At 37.0% G+C, this 16,324-nt stretch carries 17 protein-coding genes; 16 read left to right on the top strand and 1 reads right to left on the bottom strand.

Annotated features, from left to right (window positions below; translation table 11 throughout):
• Positions 1 to 46 precede the first annotated feature (46 nt).
• The 7 genes from ACPLVE_RS04085 to ACPLVE_RS04055 all read left to right on the top strand — a co-directional run bounded on the left by ACPLVE_RS04085 (position 47) and on the right by ACPLVE_RS04055 (position 5,270).
• Positions 47 to 715 (top strand): hypothetical protein, encoded by a 669-nt coding sequence (locus tag ACPLVE_RS04085; protein WP_424610076.1) that lies wholly within the window; start codon positions 47 to 49, stop codon positions 713 to 715.
• Between the two features lie 102 nt (positions 716 to 817).
• Positions 818 to 1,084 (top strand): metal-sensitive transcriptional regulator, encoded by a 267-nt coding sequence (locus ACPLVE_RS04080; protein WP_011025881.1) that lies wholly within the window; start codon positions 818 to 820, stop codon positions 1,082 to 1,084.
• Between the two features lie 13 nt (positions 1,085 to 1,097).
• A complete protein-coding gene (locus ACPLVE_RS04075) occupies positions 1,098 to 2,249 on the top strand; it encodes a cysteine desulfurase family protein (protein ID WP_424610073.1) in 1,152 nt (383 codons plus the stop codon).
• A 4-nt stretch (positions 2,250 to 2,253) separates the two neighbouring features.
• The gene (gene thiI, locus ACPLVE_RS04070; RefSeq protein WP_424610071.1) at positions 2,254 to 3,396 is read left to right on the top strand and encodes a tRNA uracil 4-sulfurtransferase ThiI; all 1,143 of its coding nucleotides are present in this window, start codon (positions 2,254 to 2,256) and stop codon (positions 3,394 to 3,396) included.
• Positions 3,397 to 3,537: 141 nt separating this feature from the next.
• Entirely contained in the window at positions 3,538 to 3,900 is a 363-nt protein-coding gene (locus ACPLVE_RS04065) for a DUF2089 domain-containing protein (RefSeq protein ID WP_424610069.1), read from the top strand.
• A 13-nt stretch (positions 3,901 to 3,913) separates the two neighbouring features.
• Positions 3,914 to 4,885 (top strand): DUF4097 family beta strand repeat-containing protein, encoded by a 972-nt coding sequence (locus tag ACPLVE_RS04060; RefSeq protein WP_424610068.1) that lies wholly within the window; start codon positions 3,914 to 3,916, stop codon positions 4,883 to 4,885.
• Between the two features lie 10 nt (positions 4,886 to 4,895).
• The gene (locus tag ACPLVE_RS04055; protein ID WP_424610066.1) at positions 4,896 to 5,270 is read left to right on the top strand and encodes an SHOCT-like domain-containing protein; all 375 of its coding nucleotides are present in this window, start codon (positions 4,896 to 4,898) and stop codon (positions 5,268 to 5,270) included.
• A 1-nt stretch (position 5,271) separates the two neighbouring features.
• Here ACPLVE_RS04055 and ychF read toward each other — a convergent pair whose 3' ends face one another.
• Positions 5,272 to 6,363, bottom strand: a complete 1,092-nt coding sequence (gene ychF, locus ACPLVE_RS04050; RefSeq protein ID WP_424610064.1) for a redox-regulated ATPase YchF — start codon at positions 6,361 to 6,363, stop codon at positions 5,272 to 5,274.
• 142 nt (positions 6,364 to 6,505) lie between these two features.
• Here ychF and ACPLVE_RS04045 point away from each other — a divergent pair, with 142 nt between their 5' ends.
• From ACPLVE_RS04045 to mraY, 9 genes are all read left to right on the top strand, one after another.
• Entirely contained in the window at positions 6,506 to 7,066 is a 561-nt protein-coding gene (locus ACPLVE_RS04045; protein ID WP_424610062.1) for a YhcN/YlaJ family sporulation lipoprotein, read from the top strand.
• Positions 7,067 to 7,162: 96 nt separating this feature from the next.
• Positions 7,163 to 8,428, top strand: a complete 1,266-nt coding sequence (yfmF, locus tag ACPLVE_RS04040; protein ID WP_424610060.1) for an EF-P 5-aminopentanol modification-associated protein YfmF — start codon at positions 7,163 to 7,165, stop codon at positions 8,426 to 8,428.
• A 3-nt stretch (positions 8,429 to 8,431) separates the two neighbouring features.
• Entirely contained in the window at positions 8,432 to 9,706 is a 1,275-nt protein-coding gene (gene yfmH, locus ACPLVE_RS04035) for an EF-P 5-aminopentanol modification-associated protein YfmH (protein WP_424610058.1), read from the top strand.
• A 149-nt stretch (positions 9,707 to 9,855) separates the two neighbouring features.
• Positions 9,856 to 10,287, top strand: coding sequence for a division/cell wall cluster transcriptional repressor MraZ (mraZ, locus tag ACPLVE_RS04030; RefSeq protein ID WP_424610056.1), 432 nt, complete (start codon positions 9,856 to 9,858; stop codon positions 10,285 to 10,287).
• A gap of 41 nt (positions 10,288 to 10,328) precedes the next feature.
• A complete protein-coding gene (gene rsmH / locus ACPLVE_RS04025) occupies positions 10,329 to 11,255 on the top strand; it encodes a 16S rRNA (cytosine(1402)-N(4))-methyltransferase RsmH (RefSeq protein WP_424610054.1) in 927 nt (308 codons plus the stop codon).
• Between the two features lie 28 nt (positions 11,256 to 11,283).
• Positions 11,284 to 11,724, top strand: a complete 441-nt coding sequence (gene ftsL / locus ACPLVE_RS04020; RefSeq protein ID WP_424610052.1) for a cell division protein FtsL — start codon at positions 11,284 to 11,286, stop codon at positions 11,722 to 11,724.
• A gap of 12 nt (positions 11,725 to 11,736) precedes the next feature.
• The gene (locus tag ACPLVE_RS04015) at positions 11,737 to 13,812 is read left to right on the top strand and encodes a stage V sporulation protein D (RefSeq protein WP_424610105.1); all 2,076 of its coding nucleotides are present in this window, start codon (positions 11,737 to 11,739) and stop codon (positions 13,810 to 13,812) included.
• An 81-nt stretch (positions 13,813 to 13,893) separates the two neighbouring features.
• Positions 13,894 to 15,342 (top strand): UDP-N-acetylmuramoyl-L-alanyl-D-glutamate--2,6-diaminopimelate ligase, encoded by a 1,449-nt coding sequence (locus tag ACPLVE_RS04010; RefSeq protein ID WP_424610050.1) that lies wholly within the window; start codon positions 13,894 to 13,896, stop codon positions 15,340 to 15,342.
• Between the two features lie 21 nt (positions 15,343 to 15,363).
• On the top strand, positions 15,364 to 16,314 hold the full coding sequence (gene mraY / locus ACPLVE_RS04005; RefSeq protein ID WP_424610048.1) for a phospho-N-acetylmuramoyl-pentapeptide-transferase: 951 nt from the start codon (positions 15,364 to 15,366) through the stop codon (positions 16,312 to 16,314).
• Positions 16,315 to 16,324: the final 10 nt, after the last annotated feature.

The raw sequence follows: 16,324 nt of genomic DNA, 5'->3' as shown, positions 1-16,324 counted from the left end.
AGTAGAAAAAGGCTAAGTTTTTTCAAATAATAAAGGGGGAAAAAATATGGCTTTTACAAGGAAAGTATTGGGGCAGCAGGAAATAATGCCGGGCCCCGTACAACCAGGGCAGCTTCCCGAGCCTACGGAAATTGCCTGCATAGAAGTCACTAAAATATACGATGCTTGTTCTCAAAGGCTGTGCCTAGATAATATACCTCCAATCACTTTTGTTCCAACTGTAACTACTCTGACGCCGACCTTTGGTGAGATAACGAATATAAAGATTTCACTTGTAGAGCCGCCAGGCTTTGTAATAACACCTATCACCGAAAGACCTGGTTTTGCAAGGGTTGAGGCAACTTTCCAGGTAACTTACGATGTAGTTATAAATTACCCAGATGGTACAACCCAGACATTGCCGGGGAATATCACTACTTTTAGTAAAGACATCGTGCTTTATGTACCTGATCCAAATATAGCTATAATGAAGTATGAAGCAATGGGAGAAGGTTTATATGGAAAAGTGAATGTAGGAGTAACTACTACTGTAGAGGTCATAATAGGTGTCTGGATCATAATAAAATCTGCAGTAGATGTTCAATTGCTAGTACCTTCTTACGGATTCTGTCCTACTCCTGCAGCCTGTGAGGAATTTGCTACAGATGTTTGTGACATTTTCTACAAAAAACCCTTCCCAACCTTTGAGCCGCCACAGATGTACCAAAATCCTTGATTTGCCAGCGGATTCGCTGGCTTTTTACATAACAATTGACTGTTTGCAAATTTTATGGCAAAGTTAATATAGGAAAACAAACTTTTGAAAGGTGTGTTGCAAGTGGTAGACAATTTGAGAAATGATATATTAATGAGATTAAGGACCATAAAAGGTCATATAGCTGGAATAGAAAAAATGGTGGAAGAGGAAAAAAGCTGTGAGGAGATTTTACTTCAAATTGCAGCGGTAAAGGCATCTTTAGAAAAAGTAGGCATGTCAATAATACAGGAGCATGCAAAAGACTGTATACTTGCCAGTGAGGATGGAAAGGCTACTTATGAAGATGTGCAAAGGATTATTAATCTTTTAGTTAAATTTGCAAAATAAAGGGATGATGATTATGGAAGTGTATTTGGACAACAGTGCTACCACAAAAGTGAGAAAAGAAGTTATAGACAAAATGCTTGAAGTTTTAGAAGAGGAATATGGTAATCCTTCTTCTCTTCACAGAAAGGGTTATCAAGCAGAAAAGCTCTTAAAAGAAGCGAGAGAAAATGTTGCGTGTCTTATAGGCGGCAGACCAGAGGGCATTATATTCACTTCTGGCGGGACAGAGTCTAATAACCTTGCTCTCATAGGAGTGGCAGGAAGCCTCAAGAAAAGAGGAAATCACATAATTTCTTCTACTATAGAACATCCTTCAATTTTAAATGTGCTTAAATTTTTAGAAGAAAGTGGGTTTAAAGTTACTTACATTGAAGTGGACAAAAAGGGAAAGGTTAATCCTGAGGATGTTGAGAATGCTATTAACGATAAGACTATACTCATCTCAATTATGGCAGTAAATAACGAAATAGGTACCATAGAGCCTATTGAGGAGATAGCAAGTATAGCGAAGAGAAATGGCGTTTTATTTCACGTAGATGCTGTACAAGCTGCTGGCAAGATAGAGATTGACGTAAAGAAACAAAAGCTTGACATGGTGTCTTTAAGTGCGCATAAGATTCACGGTCCAAAAGGAGTAGGGGCGCTATATTTATCGGAGGAAGTGAGGATAAGCCCCATAATATTTGGAGGAGGGCAGGAAAAGAACATAAGGTCTGGCACAGAAAATATGCCCGGTATTGTGGGATTTGGAGTTGCTAGCAGACTGGCCAAAGAAAGTTTAGAAGAAGTTTCTCAGAAACTCATGGAGTTAAAAAAGAGCTTGTGGGAGGGTATTTCCTCAGAAATAAAAGATGTGCATTTGAATGGACCTGAAGTAGAAGAAGGCGCGCCGCATATACTTAATGTTTCTTTCCGTGGAGTCAGGGGAGAGGTGCTTTTGCACGCTTTAGAAGAAGAGGGTATTTACGTATCTACTGGTTCTGCATGTTCTTCTAAAAAGAGAGGAGAAAGCCATGTATTGAAGGCGATAGGTTTAAAAGGTGATTTATTAGAGGGTGCTATCCGATTTTCTCTTGGCATTTTTAATACTGAAAAGGATATTGATTACACTGTAGATATCTTGAAGAAAAAAGTTGACTTTTTAAGAAGATTTAAACGGAGGTAAAATAATGAAAGACGTACTTCTCATAAAATACGGAGAATTGGCATTGAAAGGGGAAAACAGGTCTTTTTTTGAAAATGCACTTGTAAAAAATATAAAATACGCTTTAAGAGATTTTGATGGCGTAAAAGTTGAAAAAACCCATGGAAGAATTTATGTGGAGTGCGAAAAAAATGTTGAAGAGGCAATAGAAAGATTAAAAAAAGTCTTTGGAATAGTCGGGATAACGAGGGCAAAAGAGGCTGACCTTGACCTTGAGGAAATTTTTAAAGCTGCTGTAGATCTCATGAAAAGTCACCAGGGCAAAACTTTCAAGGTAGAAACCAAAAGGCCCAACAAGGCCTTTCCTTATAATAGCATGGAGATAAGCAGAAGAGTAGGAGCAGCCGTTTTGAAGAATGTGAAAAACATGAAAGTGGATGTACACAATCCTGATGTGCTCCTTAATGTAGAGATAAGGGAAAAAGCCTTTTTATATGCAGGGGTTATTGAAGGGGCAGGAGGTCTTCCACTTGGTACTAATGGAAAAGCGATTGTACTTCTTTCGGGAGGGATTGACAGCCCTGTAGCGGCATGGATGATGATGAAAAGGGGTGTAGAAGTAGAGGCTGTTTATTTCCACAGTCCTCCGTACACGTCAGATAGGGCGAAGGAAAAAGTTGTGGACCTGTGTAAAGTGCTTTCTCAATATGGAAGGGGGATGCGACTCCATGTAGTCCACTTCACTGACTTGCAGCTTGAAATTTACGAAAAATGCCCTGCTAGGTTAACGACAATAATAATGAGACGAATGATGATGAAAATAGCGGAAAAGATCGCTCAGAAGAATGGCTCTCTAGCCCTCATAACGGGAGAAAGCCTTGGACAGGTGGCAAGCCAGACCATTGAAAGCCTGTATGTAACCAATTCTTCTGTTTCACTTCCTGTTTTTAGACCTTTGATTGGGATGGATAAGAGGGAAATAATTGATATAGCTCAGAAAATTGGCACTTATGAAATTTCTATAAGGCCTTATGAGGACTGCTGTACTATATTCGTTCCAAAACATCCTGCTACAAAGCCTAAGCTGGAGAGAGTTTTAGAAGCGGAAGAGAAGATGGATTACCAAAAATTTATAGACAATTTTGAAGAAGAAGTAATAGAAATTTGAGTCAGGTTGCAACCTGACTCAAATTTGTTTTTTAAAAATTAAACTTTGAGCTAGATAAAATTAAAAAAATTAAAATTGATATTGACATTTTTAAAGGAAGTGTTATAATGAAATCAAAGCTTATGACTTGAGGTGAAACCTATGAGGGAAGTGATAGGGATTTGTCCTGTGTGCGGGGAAAAGATGAGGGTTACGAGATTAGAGTGCTCTCACTGTGGAACTGCTATTGAAGGGCAATTTGAACTTTGCAAATTTTGCTATCTCACTAAAGAACAGAGGGAGCTGTTAGAGATTTTCATAAAGACAAGAGGAAATATAAGAGAGATGGAAAAAGAACTCAATCTGTCATATCCGACTATAAGGAACAAACTGGATAATTTGATTGCAGCATTAGGGTATGAAGTGGAAAGAAGACCTGTGGTCGATAAGAAGGAGGTGCTGAGGAAGTTAGAAGAAGGGGAAATCACTGTAGATGAAGCTATAAAGCTTCTTAAAGAAGGATGAGGGAGGGTGTTTGATGGAAGAGGAAAAAATGGCGGTATTGAGAATGCTGGAGGAAGGTAAGATTACTGCAGAGGAAGCTGCTATACTTTTGGACGCTTTAGAAGGTAGAAACAAAGTGAATTTTCAAAAAGAAAGTAAATTTAGCCTGTTAGACAAATTTAAAGAGAGTGTGACTGTTCTTCCAAATCTTCCAGAAGAAATAATAGAGGAAAAACTTGATAAGGTTGAACAAAAAATTGAGGGAATGAAGAAAATAGATTTTGGGAATAGCATTGCTGACGGTATATTGGATTTTATCTTTAAAGGTAAGGAGGAAAAACTCGAGAAGGAATTTGAATTTAAAGATATTGAAGAGAATGTTTCTTTAAGAATAATGGTTGCAAATGGCGATGTAGTTTTGAAGAGTTGGGATAATGATTACATCCGAGTAAAGGCGGAGTATACAGTAAGAAGTGGAGGAAGAGGTTTAGATGTAAAATATGAAGGAAATTGTTTAAATATAGTAAGCGATAGAACTCTGAAAAAAGCGGAAATTGAGGTATGTCTGCCAGATGTTAGATGTGAGGAAGTAAAACTTGAATCTGTAAATGGGGATATTTCTGCTGAGAATCTAAATATGAAAAAAGTAAACATAAAAAACGTTAATAGCGATGTAAATTTAAAACATGTATATTTAGAGGAAGCAAATATTTCAACGGTAAATGGGGATATTTCTATTTACAATATTAAAATGAATTTGCCGAAAGCTTTTGTGAAAATAGATACCATAAACGGGGATGTTAAAGTGAGATTAGAAGATGAAAATCTAGGAGTGAATTATAAATTAAAGACTATAACTGGAGATTGTAGTGTAAATTTACCAGGAGTTTCTCAAACTATAAAAAATAAGCACTATTTAAAAGGGAGTACAAAAAATTTTAAAGAAGCAGAAAAGAAGGTAGAAATTCAAATAAATTCAATAAATGGAGACATTACCTTGGAATGAGGTGAGGTGTATGGAAGAAAGATTGAGAATTCTAAAAATGGTTGAAGAGAAAAAAATAACAGCGGAGGAAGCCGCTGAACTTTTGAAAGCTTTAGAAATGGAAGAAGAAAGAGAGATTAAAAGGGTTCCAAGAAGATTTAGATGGTTGAAGATTAAGGTGACGGATACGAACACTAACAAAGTGAAAGTAAATTTATCTATACCTTACAGCCTTTTATCATGGGGCATGAGAATAGCGGGCAGATTTACACCCAGTGACTTATTAGAAGAACACGGCATAGATTTTAATGACCTTTTAAAAGCTATAGAGGAAGGAGAAACAGGGAAAATCGTAGATGTATACGATGAAGAGGATGGAGAACATGTAGAAATAAGCCTGGAGTAGATTATACATTAAACCTAAATACTACCACATCTCCATCCTGCATGACATAGTCTTTGCCTTCAAGCCTTAAAAGCCCCATTTCTCTTGCTGCTGCCTGTGAGCCTGCTTTGACCAAATCTTCAAAAGAGATTACTTCTGCTCTTATAAATCCTCTTTCGAAGTCAGAGTGGATTTTACCAGCCGCTTGAGGAGCTTTAGTTCCCCTTTTTATTGTCCAGGCATGTACTTCTTTGGGACCTGCAGTGAAGAATGTAATTAAACCTAAAAGGGAATATCCGTGCCTTATTATATTGTTAAGCCCGGGCTCTTTGAGCCCGTATTCTTTTAGAAGATCATTTCTTTCTTCATCAGGAAGAGCTGCTAGTTCTTCTTCAATTTTTGCGCTTATCACTAAAACTTCTGAACCTTCTTTTAATGCATATTCTCTCAGTTTTTTTACATGTGGATTTTCTTCTCCAGAGATTAAGTCCTCTTCTGATATGTTTGCAACGTACATCACAGGTTTTGAAGTTAGAAGCATTAACTGATTTGCTATGGCTTTTTCTTCTTCATTGAACTGAATTGTCCTTGCAGGCTTTCCCTCTTCCAGTGTATTTTTTATTTTTTCTAAAACTTCAAGTTCAAAGGCGGCTTTTTTATCGTTTCTAGCAAGTTTTGAAGTTTTTTGCATTCGCCTTTCTACAGTTTCTAAATCAGCCAGTATGAGCTCCAGGTTTATAATCTCGACATCTCTTACGGGGTCAATAGACCCTTCCACATGCACTATGTTGCTGTCTTCAAAGCATCTCACAACGTTTAAAATTGCGTCTACTTCTCTTATATGAGATAAAAATTTATTTCCTAAACCTTCTCCTTTGCTTGCGCCTTTTACAAGGCCTGCAATGTCCACAAATTTTATGGTGGCAGGAACTACTTTTTGAGGATTTTCAATTTTAGCAAGAAAATCCAATCTTTCATCGGGTACAGATACAATCCCTACATTTGGCTCAATGGTGCAAAAAGGGTAATTGGCGCATTCTGCACCAGCCTTCGTTATTGCGTTAAAAAGGGTACTTTTTCCTACATTTGGTAGACCAACAATTCCTATTTCCATTTATTCTCCCTCCATTAATCATACACATATGGATTATATATTACTCATAAAAATTTTTCAAATGTTTTTAATAATTTTCCATAATTTAGCATAATACTTTCTCATAAACGTGTAAAAATATATTTTGAGGAGGTGTATAGCATTGAAAAAAATAAGAAATGCAATAACAATTTTGTTGATAGGGATAATGATTTTGACTTCGATGGCAGGGTGTAAGACGGCTACAAAAAAACCCGCTCCAGCAAGATATACGCCTGCTCCTACAAGACCAGCACCGACTCCATCAAAGACTACCCCAACGCCGGGATATACTACACCTGCGCCAACAGCTCCTACGACTCCGGCACCTGCGCCCGTTAGAAAGCCAACTACAGAGAGCATGAGGGCTTCAAGGATTGCGACAAGTGTGGCTAGAATTCCTGAAGTCAACAAGGCTACTGTCGTCATATCAGGTACGACTGCTCTTGTAGGAGTGGACATGAAGGCAAAGGTTCAGGGAACTCACGAAAAGGATGTAAAGAAGAAAATAGAAAAAGCCGTAAAAGATACAGATAAGTCTATAACAAGAGTGTATGTGACTGCTGACCCGGACCTTTATAAAAGGATTGACAATATAGCGAGGGGAATTTCTGAAGGAAGACCGGTGTCGGAGTTTGCTAAGCAAATTTCCGAAATAGTTAAGCGTATCACACCTGGCATGTAAAAACCTGGGGGCTTCCCCGGGTTTATGTATTATCAAATTTGTGATACAATTATCCTGTAGTAAAATATCTGGATTATTTTAGAAGGAGTGGATTAGATGGAGCTTATACATAAAAAAATAGGTGATGGGATAAATCTATACCTTGATGTTACGGACAAATTTAAAACAGTCACAGTGAATCTCTATGTGCGCAATAACTTAGGGGAAGAAGCTACTTGGTATGCTCTTATTCCTTCTGTTTTAAAAAGAGGTACTTCTTCTCTTAAAACCTATAAAGACATAGTAAAATATTTAGAAAGCCTTTATGGAACTACTATGTCCGTGTCTGTGTATAAAAAAGGGGAAATACATTTTCAACAATATAGGTTGGAATTACCACAGGAAGAATATGTGGGAGAAAATATATTTGAAAAAGGCATAGAATTTTTACACGAGCTGGTTTTTAAACCTTTTACGCAGGATGGAGCTTTTTTTAAAGAATATGTTTTACAAGAAAAGGAGGTTCAGAAGAATTTAATAGATTCGAGGATAAATGATAAAACAAAATATGCGGTTGATCGGTGTTATGAAGAAATGTGTAAAGGAGAACCTTTCTCCATCTTTGAACTGGGGAAAAAAGAGGACCTTGACCTAATAAATGAGAAAAACCTTTTTGAGTATTACAAAAGGTGTTTAGATGCGTTACCGATAGATATATATGTAGTGGGGAACATTAATCCACGGTATGCAGAGGAGGTTTTTGAAAAATATTTTAATCTTCAGAGAAGGGGGATTTTAGATATTACACTTGCAGATGTAAGGAAGGAAGTGAAGGAAGTAAAATATGTAACCGAAGAGTTAGATGTTAATCAAGGTAAACTTACATTAGGTTTCAGAACAAATGTACCTCCAGGGAGTGAAGAGTATTATCCTCTCTTAGTATATAATACTGTTTTAGGAGGAGGACCTTTTTCTAAACTTTTTATGAATGTTAGAGAAAGAGCAAGCCTTGCCTATTACGCTTATTCACGTTTAGAAAGGTTTAAAGGACTTATGGTGATAAGTTCAGGAATTGAAGTAGAAAATTACAGCAAAGCCCTTGATATAATCCTTAAAGAGGTCGGAGAGATGGAAAAGGGTAATATATCAGATTATGAATTTGAATCTGCTAAAAAGTCCTTATACACTTCGCTGAATGCTATAAAAGACAATGCAACTTCAAAAGCAGACTACTATCTCTCCCAAAAGATAGCAGGGGCAAATTTAGGAATAGAGGAATTCATAAAGAAAATAGAGAAAGTCAGTAAAGAAGACGTGGTGGAAGTATCTAAAAAGGTGAAATTGGATACTGTTTACTTTATGAGGAATAAAAAGGAGGCATAAACAGTGCAGCAGGTTTATGATGAAAAGGTCAGAGAGAAGATTTTGTTTGAAGAGCTTGAAAATGGGCTCAAAGTTTATGTGATGCCTAAGAAAGGATATACAAAGCAGTTTGCTATATTTGCAACCAGGTTTGGTTCGAATGACAGTAAGTTTATAGCCCCTGGAGATGACTATGTTACTGAAGTGCCCGATGGTGTAGCTCATTTTCTTGAACATAAAATGTTTGAGGAGGAAGAAGGTAGCGTTTTTGAAAAATTTTCACAACTTGGAGCTTCTGCCAATGCATATACCAATTTTACTACTACCGCTTATTTATTTTCTAGTACTGAAAATTTTTATGATAACTTGAAGCTTCTCCTCAATTTTGTACAAAATCCTTACTTTACTGATGAAAATGTTGAGAAAGAAAAAGGGATAATAGCTCAAGAGATAAGAATGTATCAGGATGACCCCAGTTGGAGAGTATATTTTAATGCTCTGGAAGCTTTGTATCATGTATATCCTGTAAAAAAAGATATAGCGGGCAGCATCGAGTCCATTTCAAGGATTGATAAGGATATCTTATACAAATGTTATTACACCTTTTATCACCCCGAAAATATGGTCTTATTTGCAGTGGGGGATATCGATGTCGATAAGACTTTTAGGGTCATAAAAGAAAATGTAAGGCAAGTAAAAAAACAAGGGGAGATAAAAAGAATTTATCCTGAAGAACCTGCTACAGTTTTTAAAAAGGAAGTAATTCAAAAAATGCAAGTTTCTATTCCTCTTTTTAATTTGGCTTTCAAGGACACAGATGTGGGCTTTGGTGGAAGGGATTTATTGAAAAAGAGTTTAGAAGTGCAGATAGGATTAGAAATGGCTGTCGGTAGAAGTTCTGAACTTTACGAAAAACTATATCAGGAAGGTCTTGTAGATAGTACTTTTGGCTTTGATTATTCAGGAGAGATAGACTATGGATACACTATAATAGGTGGGCAGTCAAAAGAACCGCTTAAAGTTAGGGATATTATTATCAATGCTTTCAATGAAAAAAACTTTTTGGACAGAGAGACCTTTGAAAGAATAAAGAAAAAGTACATTGGGAAATTTCTTAGGACTTTTAATTCAGTGGAGAGCATAGCTTATAGTTTTATAAACCTGTACATGAAGGATATAGATTTGATGGAATATTTAAAAGTTTTACATCAGATAAATTTTGAGGATGTAGCAAAAAGGGTTGAGAATCATTTAAAAGAAGAAAACAGTGCGATGTCTATTATATACCCTGTTAAATAGGTCTTTAGATTTTTCTAGGTCTAAAGACCTGTTTTTTTATTTTTTTATAAAAATTTAGCAGGATTTTTTGATTTTATATAGAATAACATATTAAGTGGTGAATAGTGGTGGTAAGTGGGAGAATGTGAAAGGAAAGTTGGGGACGCGCCATGTTAATGGGGCAATACGAACACACAATTGATTCGAAGGGAAGAGTCATAATTCCTGTAAAATTTAGAGAGGAATTAGGAGAAAAATTTGTGCTCACTAAAGGGTTAGATAACTGCCTTTTTGTGTACTCAATGGATGAATGGAAAAATATAGAAGAAAAACTAAAAACGCTCCCTCTTACCAAGAAAGATGCGAGAGCTTTTACTAGATTTTTTCTTGCAGGTGCCGTTGAATGCGAGGTGGACAAACAGGGAAGAATACTTATACCGTCCCATTTGAGGGAACATGCGAGAATAGAAAAGGACGTTATATTTATAGGAGTATCGACAAGGGTAGAAATTTGGAGCAAAGAGGTTTGGGAGGAGTATTCAAATACCACAGATGTATCTTTTGAGGAAATTGCAGAGCATTTAGATAACTTCAATATATGAATTTGAGATAACTTAAATATATGAATTTGAGGTAGAGACTTATGGAATACCTTCATAAAAGTGTGCTTCTTAAAGAGGCTATAGAAAATTTAAATATAAACCCACAGGGAATATATGTAGATGGAACATTAGGTGGTGGAGGCCATTCGGAAGAGATATTAAAAAGGCTTACCACCGGAAAATTGATTGCAATTGACAGAGATGAAGAAGCGATTTTGACAGCTAAAGAAAGGCTAAAGATGTATGAAAATGTGATTTTCATTAAAGATAATTTTAAAAATATAAAAGAGATATTAAGAGGTTTGGGCATCAAAAAGATTGATGGTGTTATTTTGGATTTGGGGGTCTCCTCTTACCAGCTGGAAGAAGTGGAGAGGGGCTTTTCTTATATGAAGGACGCTCCTCTTGATATGAGAATGGACAAAAACTCCCCTTTTTCTGCCTATGATGTTGTGAACAAATATTCAGAGAAAGAGCTAGAAAGAGTGATAAGGGAATATGGAGAAGAGAAATGGGCTTCCCGTATAGCGAGGTTTATAGTGGAGGAGAGAAAGAAGGGAGATATAAAGACTACTTCTCAGCTGGTGGAGATTATAAAGAAAGCTATTCCGGCTTCTGCTCGAAGAGAAGGACCTCATCCGGCAAAGAGAACTTTTCAAGCCATAAGGATAGAAGTAAATGAGGAACTTAAAGACTTGGATAAAGCGTTAGAAGATATGGTAGAGGTATTGAGGGGGAAAGGGAGGATAGCGGTGATTACTTTCCACTCCTTGGAAGACAGAATAGTAAAAAATACTTTTAAAAAACTCGAAAATCCCTGTACCTGCCCTCCTGATTTACCCTGTACTTGTGGTAAAGAGCCTATGATAAAAATTATAACCAAAAAGCCTATTTTGCCTTCCAAGGAAGAAGTGGAGGAGAATCCAAGGGCAAGAAGTGCAAAACTTAGGGTGGCAGAGAAACTGTGAGTTCTAAAAGAAATGGAGGTAGAATAAATTGATAGTAGCCCAAAAAGATTATAATTATCAATATCCCCCATATACCTCTTATGAAAAAGGTTCCGAGAAAAAAGCAAAAAAGAATGCCAAGTTGAAAAATCTTGTTTTAGTAGCTATTATTGCCTCTTTAAGCCTTTTGGTGCTTTATAGATATGCACTTATATATGAAAAATCTCTTGCCATAGATAAGTTAGAAAAACAGATACAATATACGGAGAACATTAATCAACAGCTCAGAGCAGAAATTGCCTCGATGAGCAATCCTGCCAGAATCGAAGAGATCGCCAAAGAAAGGCTTAAAATGCAGGTTCCTGAAAAGAACCAAATTGTGTATGTAAAAGTGGAATACGTGCCGAATATGGCAAAGAATGAAGTTTCTGAAACCATGAAAAGAACAGATAGCTTTTTCATGAGGTTATTGGGGGTGTTTAATAGATAGGAGGGATTTTAGATACATCCAACGGTTTCTATAAAAAAAAGGCTTCTTTTTTTAGTGTTTATATCTTTTGCTGTTGTGTTTGGGCTTATTATAAGACTTTTATTTATACAGGTGGTAAAAGGTGAAGAATACCAAAAGATGGCGCTACCTCAGTGGACGTTGGATGTGTCATTAAACGGCAAAAGAGGATACATATTTGATAGAAACGGTAAGATTCTGGCTGAAAACATTAGTGTAAATAAAATCAGTGTTATTCCAAAAGAAATTCCAGATTCTAAAAGAGAGGTAGTGGCAGAAACTCTAGCAAAAGTGGTAGGAGTTGATGAAAAAAAGATTTTAGAAAAAATCTCTAATAAGAATCTGCAGGAAGTGGTTATTGCAAAACAAGTAGAGGAGGAAAAAGCAAAGTCTTTATTGAGGATTAATATAGATGGAGTAATAATTTCAGAAGACATGAAGAGATTCTATCCTGAAGGCTCTTTAGCCTCCCATGTGTTGGGTTTTACAGGGATTGATAACCAGGGATTAGACGGAGTAGAGCTCGTATTTGATAATTTTTTAAGAGGAGTACCTGGGAAGTTTACCATGCCCATAGATGCTCTAGGAAGAAAGGTGGAAGAGGGAGAAGAGGAGTATTTTGAACCTTTTCCTGGATATAATGTGATTTTAACTATTGATGAGACAATACAACATTTTACCGAGAAAGCCTTAAATCAAGCGATGGTACATTCTAAACCGTCAAAAGGTATATCTGCTATTGTTATGGACCCTAAAACAGGAGAAATATTGGCTTTGGCTAATAGGCCTAATTTTGATCCAAATAATCCTTTTGAAGGTTCTCAAGAAGAATGGTACAGGCGTTGGCGAAATAAAGCAATTTCTGATTCCTATGAACCGGGGTCTGTGTTTAAAACAATAACTGCTGCTGCTGCATTAGAAGAAAAAGTGGTAAGCTTGCACGAGCAATTTTATTGCCCGGGTTACACCACGGTTGCGGGGCACAGGATTAATTGCTGGGCTACTCACGGGAGTGAAGATTTTGTAAAAGGAGTGCAGAATTCTTGCAATGTGGTTTTTGTTACCGTAGGACAGAGGTTAGGAGTTGAAAGGCTGTATAAATACATAAGAGATTTTGGATTTGGAAAGCCTACAGGTATTCTTCTTCCCGGAGAAGCGCCGGGACTTGTAATGCCTGAAGAGAGGGTAGGTCCTGTGGAACTAGCGACTAATTCCTTTGGACAGGGTATAGCAGTGACACCTCTTCAGATGATCACAGCGGTTGCTGCAATAGCTAACGGAGGAAAATTGATGCAACCTCAGATAGTGAAGGCAGTTGTTGATGCAAAAGGGAAAATAGTTAAAGAATTTAAACCAAAAGTCATAAGAAGGGTTATTTCAGAGGAAACTTCCGCTACAATGAGGGAAATACTAAAGAGTGTGGTGGCGGAAGGCACTGGTAGGGCAGGTTATATCGAAGGATTTGATGTGGCAGGTAAAACAGGGACAACAGAAAAATATATGCCTGGGAAATATGTGGCTTCTTTTGTAGGATTTGCTCCGGCAGATGATCCAAGGGTAATTGTACTGGTTGTCATAGATGAACCCAATAATCCAGAAACCCATTTTGGAAGTCAACTGGCAGCGCCTGTTGTTAAAAGCATTTTGGAGGATACTTTAAAGTATTTAGAGGTCCAGCCGAAAGGGATGACAACACGTGAAATGGTGATGGTTCCAGAAGTAAGAAAAATGAAGCTATACGAGGCTGAAAAGATTATACTTGAAAGGAAGCTTGATTTTATTTTGCAGGGCAATGGGGATTCTGTGGTCGATCAGATGCCAAAGCCAGGGGCTTTGGTGGAAGAAAATACTAAAATTGTATTGTATTTAGATGAAGCTCCAAATGAAGAGGTAGTAGTACCGGATTTAAAAGGGAAAAGTGTGAAAGAGGCTACAGAAATTTTGAATAGTCTTGGCTTGAAAATAAAAATAAAAGGAACGGGATTTGCAGTTAACCAAAAACCTGAGAAAGGTACACTTGTTAAAAAGGGCGAGGTTGTAGAAGTCGAATTTAGGCCGAGGGAAAATTAAAGTAACCTCTATGCAAAATAGATAATTGTGCTATACTATTAATGATAGCAATTGGTCATTATCGGTGCGAGGAGGCCTATTATGAGACTTATAGATCTATTAAAAGGGGTAAAACACGAGATAAAAGGGAATCCCAATGTGGATATAAGTGGGGTATGTTACGATTCAAGGAAGGCTAAACCTAAGTATCTTTTTATAGCGATAAAAGGATTTAAGACGGATGGACTCTTGTACTTAGAAGAGGCAGTGAAAAACGGTGCTGTGGCTGTTGTGACCGACAGGGATATAGTAGAATACCCGGGTATCACAGTGGTAAAGGTTGATGATGCCAGAGCAGCCATGGCAAAAATTGCTTCTAATTTTTATAACAATCCTACCAGTAAACTAACTTTGATAGGAATTACGGGTACTAACGGGAAGACCTCTGTAACTTATATGTTAAAAGCTATCTTAGAGCAGCAGAATAACAAGGTAGGACTGGTGGGAACGATACAGAATATGATAGGGGACAAAGTGATTCCTACAACTCATACTACTCCAGAATCTCTAGACTTACAGGAGCTTTTCAGTCTAATGGTAAATGAGGGAGTCAAATATGTAGTAATGGAGGTGTCTTCTCATTCGCTGGCTCTAAATAGAGTTGATTCTTGTGATTTTGATATAGCAGTTTTTACTAATTTATCCCAAGACCATCTTGATTTTCATGAAAACATGGAAGAATATGCAAAGACAAAAAGTAAACTCTTTAAGATGGCTAAAAAGGCCTCTGTAATAAATATTGATGACAAATACGCTTCTATGATGATAGAAAGTTCAAAAGGGAAAGTGTTAACTTATGGTATAAAAGATTTTGCATATGTTATGGCAAAGGAGATAAAAAACAGTTTAAGTGGAGTCAAATTTAAGGTCCAGATACAGGACAGGAAAGAGGACTTTTCTCTAAAAATACCAGGGCTCTTTAGCGTATACAATGCTTTGGCTGCCATTACCGTGGCGGACTTCCTAGGGATTCCTCTAAGGAGTGTTAGAGAAGCATTAAGTCATGTGACGGTTAAAGGAAGGTTTGAACCTGTTGATACAGAAAGAGATTTTTATGTATTTATTGACTATGCCCATACACCAGATGGGATAAGAAATATAATGGAAGCCTTAAAGGAATATGAGGCGGGAAGGAAGATACTGGTTTTTGGGGCAGGAGGAGATAGGGATAAGACAAAGAGGCCTCTAATGGGAGAGGTTGCAGGCAAATATGCCGATTTTTGCATTTTAACATCTGATAATCCCAGGTCAGAAGATCCTAAAGAAATAATTAAGCAGATTGAAGAAGGAGTAAAAAAGACAAATTGTCCGTATGTGGTGATAGAGGATAGAAAAGAAGCAATAAGATATGCACTTTTAAATGCTCAAAAAAATGATGTAATAATACTGGCAGGGAAAGGACATGAGACATATCAAGTAATAGGAGATAAAGTAATTCCTTTTGATGAGAGAGAAATAGTGAAGGAGATTTTGAATGAACTTAAAAAATAATCCAGGAGAGGATAAGGTAAGATGTTACAAAAGATGATGTTTGCAACTTTGTTATCCTTTATTGTAACAATTGCTTTAGGGAAATTTATTATTCCTTATTTGCGAAAGCTGAAATTGGGGCAAAAGGTGAGGGAAGATGGACCCTCAACTCATTTAAAAAAATCAGGTACCCCAACAATGGGGGGAGTAATGTTTATACTATCCACTCTATTAGTTTCTCTACTTATTTCACCTTGGAACAAAGATTTCTTTGTACTTCTACTGGGTTTTTTAGGATTTGGCTCTATAGGTTTTGCAGATGATTTTCTAAAGGTCTATTTTAAAAGGCCTTTGGGGCTTCGCGCGAGAGAAAAACTATTGAGCCAGTTTTTGCTTGCTTTCATAATCTCGTGGTTTGTGAAAGAAAACGTAGGGACAGACATAATTGTGCCCTTTTTCAAGAGTTCAATTGATTTAGCGAATTTTTATGTACCTTTTGCTTTGTTTATAATTGTGGGGACTGCCAACAGTGTAAATCTAACGGATGGACTTGATGGATTGGCGGCTGGTGTGTCTGCTATTGTAATGTCTTTTTTTGCAATGATTGGTTTGTTTCTAAACAATGGAGTTTATGGAATTTTCAGCGCTTCTTTAGTGGGAGGGCTAATAGGCTTTTTAAGGTATAATAGATATCCTGCAGAGGTATTTATGGGGGATACGGGTTCTCTTGCAATTGGAGGAGCAATAGCGACGGTTGCGCTTCTTACTAAACTCCCCTTGATATTGCCTATTTTAGGGTTGATTTATGTACTGGAGGCTCTTTCGGTTATTTTGCAGGTGTTTTCTTTTAAACTGTTTGGAAAAAGAATTTTTAAGATGAGTCCTTTACACCATCATTTTGAGCTTTCTGGGTGGAAAGAGGAAAAGGTAGTTTATAGCTTTTGGCTATTGACTCTTTTATCTTTGTTTGTTTCCTTTTACAGTTTAAGTTAGGGAGTGCGAT

This window comes from Caldanaerobacter sp. (genome assembly GCF_049701115.1).
GTDB lineage: Bacteria > Bacillota > Thermoanaerobacteria > Thermoanaerobacterales > Thermoanaerobacteraceae > Thermoanaerobacter.
Note: the sequence above shows the minus strand (reverse complement) of the source record. Positions and strands in the feature narration are given on the sequence as shown.

Excerpts from the sequence above, each read along its gene's own strand:
- ACPLVE_RS04085 (WP_424610076.1), top strand. The coding sequence starts at position 47 with ATGGCTTTTACAAGGAAAGTATTGGGGCAGCAGGAAATAATGCCGGGC.
- ACPLVE_RS04075 (WP_424610073.1), top strand. The coding sequence starts at position 1,098 with ATGGAAGTGTATTTGGACAACAGTGCTACCACAAAAGTGAGAAAAGAA.
- thiI (WP_424610071.1), top strand. The coding sequence starts at position 2,254 with ATGAAAGACGTACTTCTCATAAAATACGGAGAATTGGCATTGAAAGGG.
- ACPLVE_RS04065 (WP_424610069.1), top strand. The coding sequence starts at position 3,538 with ATGAGGGAAGTGATAGGGATTTGTCCTGTGTGCGGGGAAAAGATGAGG.
- ACPLVE_RS04060 (WP_424610068.1), top strand. The coding sequence starts at position 3,914 with ATGGAAGAGGAAAAAATGGCGGTATTGAGAATGCTGGAGGAAGGTAAG.
- ACPLVE_RS04055 (WP_424610066.1), top strand. The coding sequence starts at position 4,896 with ATGGAAGAAAGATTGAGAATTCTAAAAATGGTTGAAGAGAAAAAAATA.
- ychF (WP_424610064.1), bottom strand. The coding sequence starts at position 6,363 with ATGGAAATAGGAATTGTTGGTCTACCAAATGTAGGAAAAAGTACCCTT.
- yfmF (WP_424610060.1), top strand. The coding sequence starts at position 7,163 with ATGGAGCTTATACATAAAAAAATAGGTGATGGGATAAATCTATACCTT.
- mraZ (WP_424610056.1), top strand. The coding sequence starts at position 9,856 with ATGTTAATGGGGCAATACGAACACACAATTGATTCGAAGGGAAGAGTC.
- rsmH (WP_424610054.1), top strand. The coding sequence starts at position 10,329 with ATGGAATACCTTCATAAAAGTGTGCTTCTTAAAGAGGCTATAGAAAAT.
- ACPLVE_RS04010 (WP_424610050.1), top strand. The coding sequence starts at position 13,894 with ATGAGACTTATAGATCTATTAAAAGGGGTAAAACACGAGATAAAAGGG.
- mraY (WP_424610048.1), top strand. The coding sequence starts at position 15,364 with ATGTTACAAAAGATGATGTTTGCAACTTTGTTATCCTTTATTGTAACA.